3 protein-coding genes are annotated in these 3,287 nt (G+C 75.4%); all 3 read left to right on the top strand.

The window, feature by feature from the left end; genetic code table 11:
• Positions 1–20: 20 nt before the first annotated feature.
• Complete coding sequence (locus ON36_RS08405; protein WP_083884995.1) at positions 21–794, top strand: ABC transporter permease; 774 nt, start codon at positions 21–23, stop codon at positions 792–794.
• Positions 795–901: 107 nt separating this feature from the next.
• The gene (locus ON36_RS08400; protein ID WP_043649970.1) at positions 902–2,491 is read left to right on the top strand and encodes a dipeptide ABC transporter ATP-binding protein; all 1,590 of its coding nucleotides are present in this window, start codon (positions 902–904) and stop codon (positions 2,489–2,491) included.
• Positions 2,488–3,287: LLM class flavin-dependent oxidoreductase (locus ON36_RS08395; RefSeq protein WP_043649969.1), on the top strand; the 800-nt coding region annotated here is incomplete at its 3' end. The genes ON36_RS08400 and ON36_RS08395, both read left to right, overlap by 4 nt.

The following is a 3,287-nucleotide window of genomic DNA, read 5'->3' as shown; positions in this document are numbered from 1 at the left end:
GCCGCCATCCCGGCCGAGCCGTGTCGATCGTGGTGCTCGCGGTCGTCCTCGGCTGGGCGCTGGCGCCCTCGTTCTTCGCCTCCGGCGACCCGCTGACCGGCGTGCCCGCGCAGAAGTTCCGTCCGCCGGGCGCCGAGCACTGGTTCGGCACCGACAATCTCGGCCGCGACCTCTACACCCGCATGGTGCACGGCGCCGGGCTCTCGCTCACCGCCACCCTCACCGCCGTCGGCCTCGCGCTGGTCGCCGGTTCGGTGCTCGGCCTGCTCTCCGGCGCGATCGGCGGCGTCGTCGACGCCGCGGTCATGCGGGTCGTCGACGTGCTGCTCTCCATCCCCACCCTGCTGATGTCGCTGGCCCTGGTGACCGCGCTCGGCTTCGGCACCCGCAACGTGGCGCTGGCCGTCGGCGTCTCGCTGATCGCCAACTTCGCCCGGGTCATGCGCTCGGAGGTGCTGCGGGTGCGGCACGCGCCCTACGTCGAGGCCGCCCACGCCTCGGGGGTGCGCTGGTACGCGGTACTGGCCCGCCACGTCCTGCCGAACGCGATCCAGCCGGTGCTCGCGCTGGCCGCGGTGGAATTCGGCATGGCCGTGCTGGCGGTGTCCTCGCTGAGCTTCCTCGGCTACGGCGCCGAGCCGCCCACCCCGGAATGGGGAACGCTGATCTCGGAGGGCCGCAACTTCCTCGCCACCGCCTGGTGGCTGACCACCCTGCCCGGCCTGGTCATCATCGCCGTCGTCGTCGCCGCCCAGCACCTGGGCCGCGCCGCGGGCCGGAAGGACCTGCTGTGAGCGCCCCTTCCACGCCCGCGCCGGGCGAGCTGCCGGCCGCGGCCGGACCCGGGCTCGCCCGCACCGCAGGCGACCCGGCCACCCCGCCGACCTCCGGCGGCACACCCCTGCTGCGCGTGGACGATCTGCGCGTCACCTACCGGGCGAGCACGGGCCGGGTCCAGGCCCTGCGCGGCGCGTCGCTGACCGTCGCCCCCGGCGAGGTGGTCGCGCTGGTCGGCGAATCCGGTTCGGGCAAGTCCACGCTCGCGCACGCCGTGCTCGGCCTCCTCGGCGGCAGCGCCGACATCGACGGCGGCGCCATCGAGTTCGCCGGCGAACGGATCGATCCCGGCGACGAGAAATCGCTGCGCCGCGTGCGCGGCAGGCGGATCGGGTTCGTGCCCCAGGATCCCGGCGCCTCGCTGAACCCGGTGCTGCGCGTCGGTGACCAGGTCGCCGAGGCGCTGCTCGTGCACAAGCTCGCCGACCGCCGCGGCGCCCGGCTGCGCGCGCTCGACCTGCTCGCGGAGGCCGGACTCGACCGCCCCGAGCTGCGGGCCCGCCAGTACCCGCACGAACTCTCCGGCGGACAGCGCCAGCGCGCGCTCATCGCCGTCGCGCTGGCCTGCGCGCCCGAGCTGATCATCGCCGACGAACCCACCTCGGCGCTGGACGCCACCGTGGCCCGCCGCGTCCTCGACCGGCTCTCGGAGCGGATCGCCGCGCGCGGCACCGCGGTCCTGCTCATCACCCACGACCTGGCCACCGCCGCCGAACGCGCGGACCGCCTCGTCGTGCTCAACGGCGGCGAGATCGTCGAGCAGGGGCCGACGGCCGAGGTGCTCGCGGCGCCCCGGCACGACTACACCCGGCGGCTGCTGGCCGCCTCGCCCGCCCTGGCGCCCACCCCGTTCCGCACCCCGCGACCCGCCGCCGGCACCCCGCTGCTGTCGGTGCGGGCGCTGCACAAGCGTTTCCACGCCCGCGCGGGCGACGTCACCGCCGTCGACGACGTGTCCTTCGCGCTGGATCGCGGCGAAACGCTGGCGCTGGTCGGCGAATCGGGGTCCGGCAAGTCGACCACCGCGCGGATCGCGCTGCGGCTGGCCGACGCCGACCGCGGCACCGTGACCTTCGACGGGCACGACCTCACCGCCGCCCGCCGGGCCCGGTTGCGCGAGCTGCGCCGCCGGTTCCAGGTGGTCTACCAGAACCCCTACTCGTCGCTCGACCCGCGCTGGACCGTCGGCGACATCGTGGCCGAACCGCTGCGCGCCTACGGGGTCGGCGACCGGGCGGGCCGGGCCGCCCGGGTCGAGGAGCTGCTCGGCCAGGTGGCGCTGCCCGCCGACTTCGCCCGGCGCAGGCCCGCGGAACTGTCGGGCGGCCAGCGCCAGCGCGTGGCCATCGCCCGGGCCCTCGCCCTGCGCCCCGACCTGGTCGTCCTGGACGAACCGGTCTCGGCGCTGGACGCCTCGGTCCAGGCCCAGATCCTCGCACTGCTCGACGACCTGCAGTCCGAGCTCGCCGTCGGCTACCTGTTCATCACCCACGACCTGGCCGTGGTGCGTCGCATCAGCGACCGGGTCGCGGTCATGCGCGGCGGCCGCATCGTCGAGATCGGGCCAACCGCCGACATCTTCACCCAGCCACGGCACCCCTACACCCGGGAACTGCTGGCGGCCATCCCCGAAGGAAAGGAACCGAGGTCATGAGCAATGCCGAGCCGTTCCTCGGCATCGAACTGCCGGGCACCGGAACGCATCCCGCGTCCTGGCGGCGCGCGGACTCCGGTGCCGAGGACCTGTTCACCGCGGGCTACTGGACGGCGGCGGTGACCGCCGCCGAATCGCTCGGCCTGGACGCGGTGTTCGTGCCCGACTCGTTCGCGGTGCAGCCCGGCGGCGCCGGCGTCACCCGGGGCAGGCTCGACGCGGTGGCCGTCGCGGCCCGCACGGCCGCGGCGACCTCGCGCGTGGCCCTCGTCCCGCAGGTGCCGGTCACCCACACCGAACCGTTCCACGTGTCCAAGGCCATCGCCGCGCTGGACTTCGCCACCCTCGGCCGGGCCGGCTGGGAGGTCACGGTGTCCGAGGGCGCCGCGCAGGCGAAGGCGTTCGGCCGCAAGGACGCCCAGGACGCGACCTCGCTGTGGGCCGAGGCCGAGGAGGCGATCGAGGTCGCGGCGCGCCTGTGGGACAGCTGGGAGGACGACGCGGAGATCCGCGACGTGCCGACCGGGCGCTTCATCGACCGCGCCAAACTGCACTACATCGACTTCCTCGGCGAGCACTTCTCGGTGAAGGGACCGTCGATCACGCCGCGCAGCCCGCAGGGGCAGCCGATCGTGGTGGTCCGCGCCGACGATCCCGCCGCCGCCGAGGTCGCCGCGCGACGCGCCGACCTCGTCCGGATCAGCGCGCCGGACCTCCCCGCCGCCGCCGAGCGCCGCCGGGCGCTGCGCGCCGCGATCTCCGCGGCCGGGCGCGACCCCGACGCCGTCCGCGTCCT

Source organism: Nocardia thailandica NBRC 100428 (genome assembly GCF_000308795.1).
In the GTDB taxonomy this organism is placed as follows: domain Bacteria; phylum Actinomycetota; class Actinomycetes; order Mycobacteriales; family Mycobacteriaceae; genus Nocardia; species Nocardia thailandica.
The sequence above is the reverse complement of the archived record's forward strand: the minus strand, read 5'-3'. Positions and strand labels throughout refer to the sequence as shown.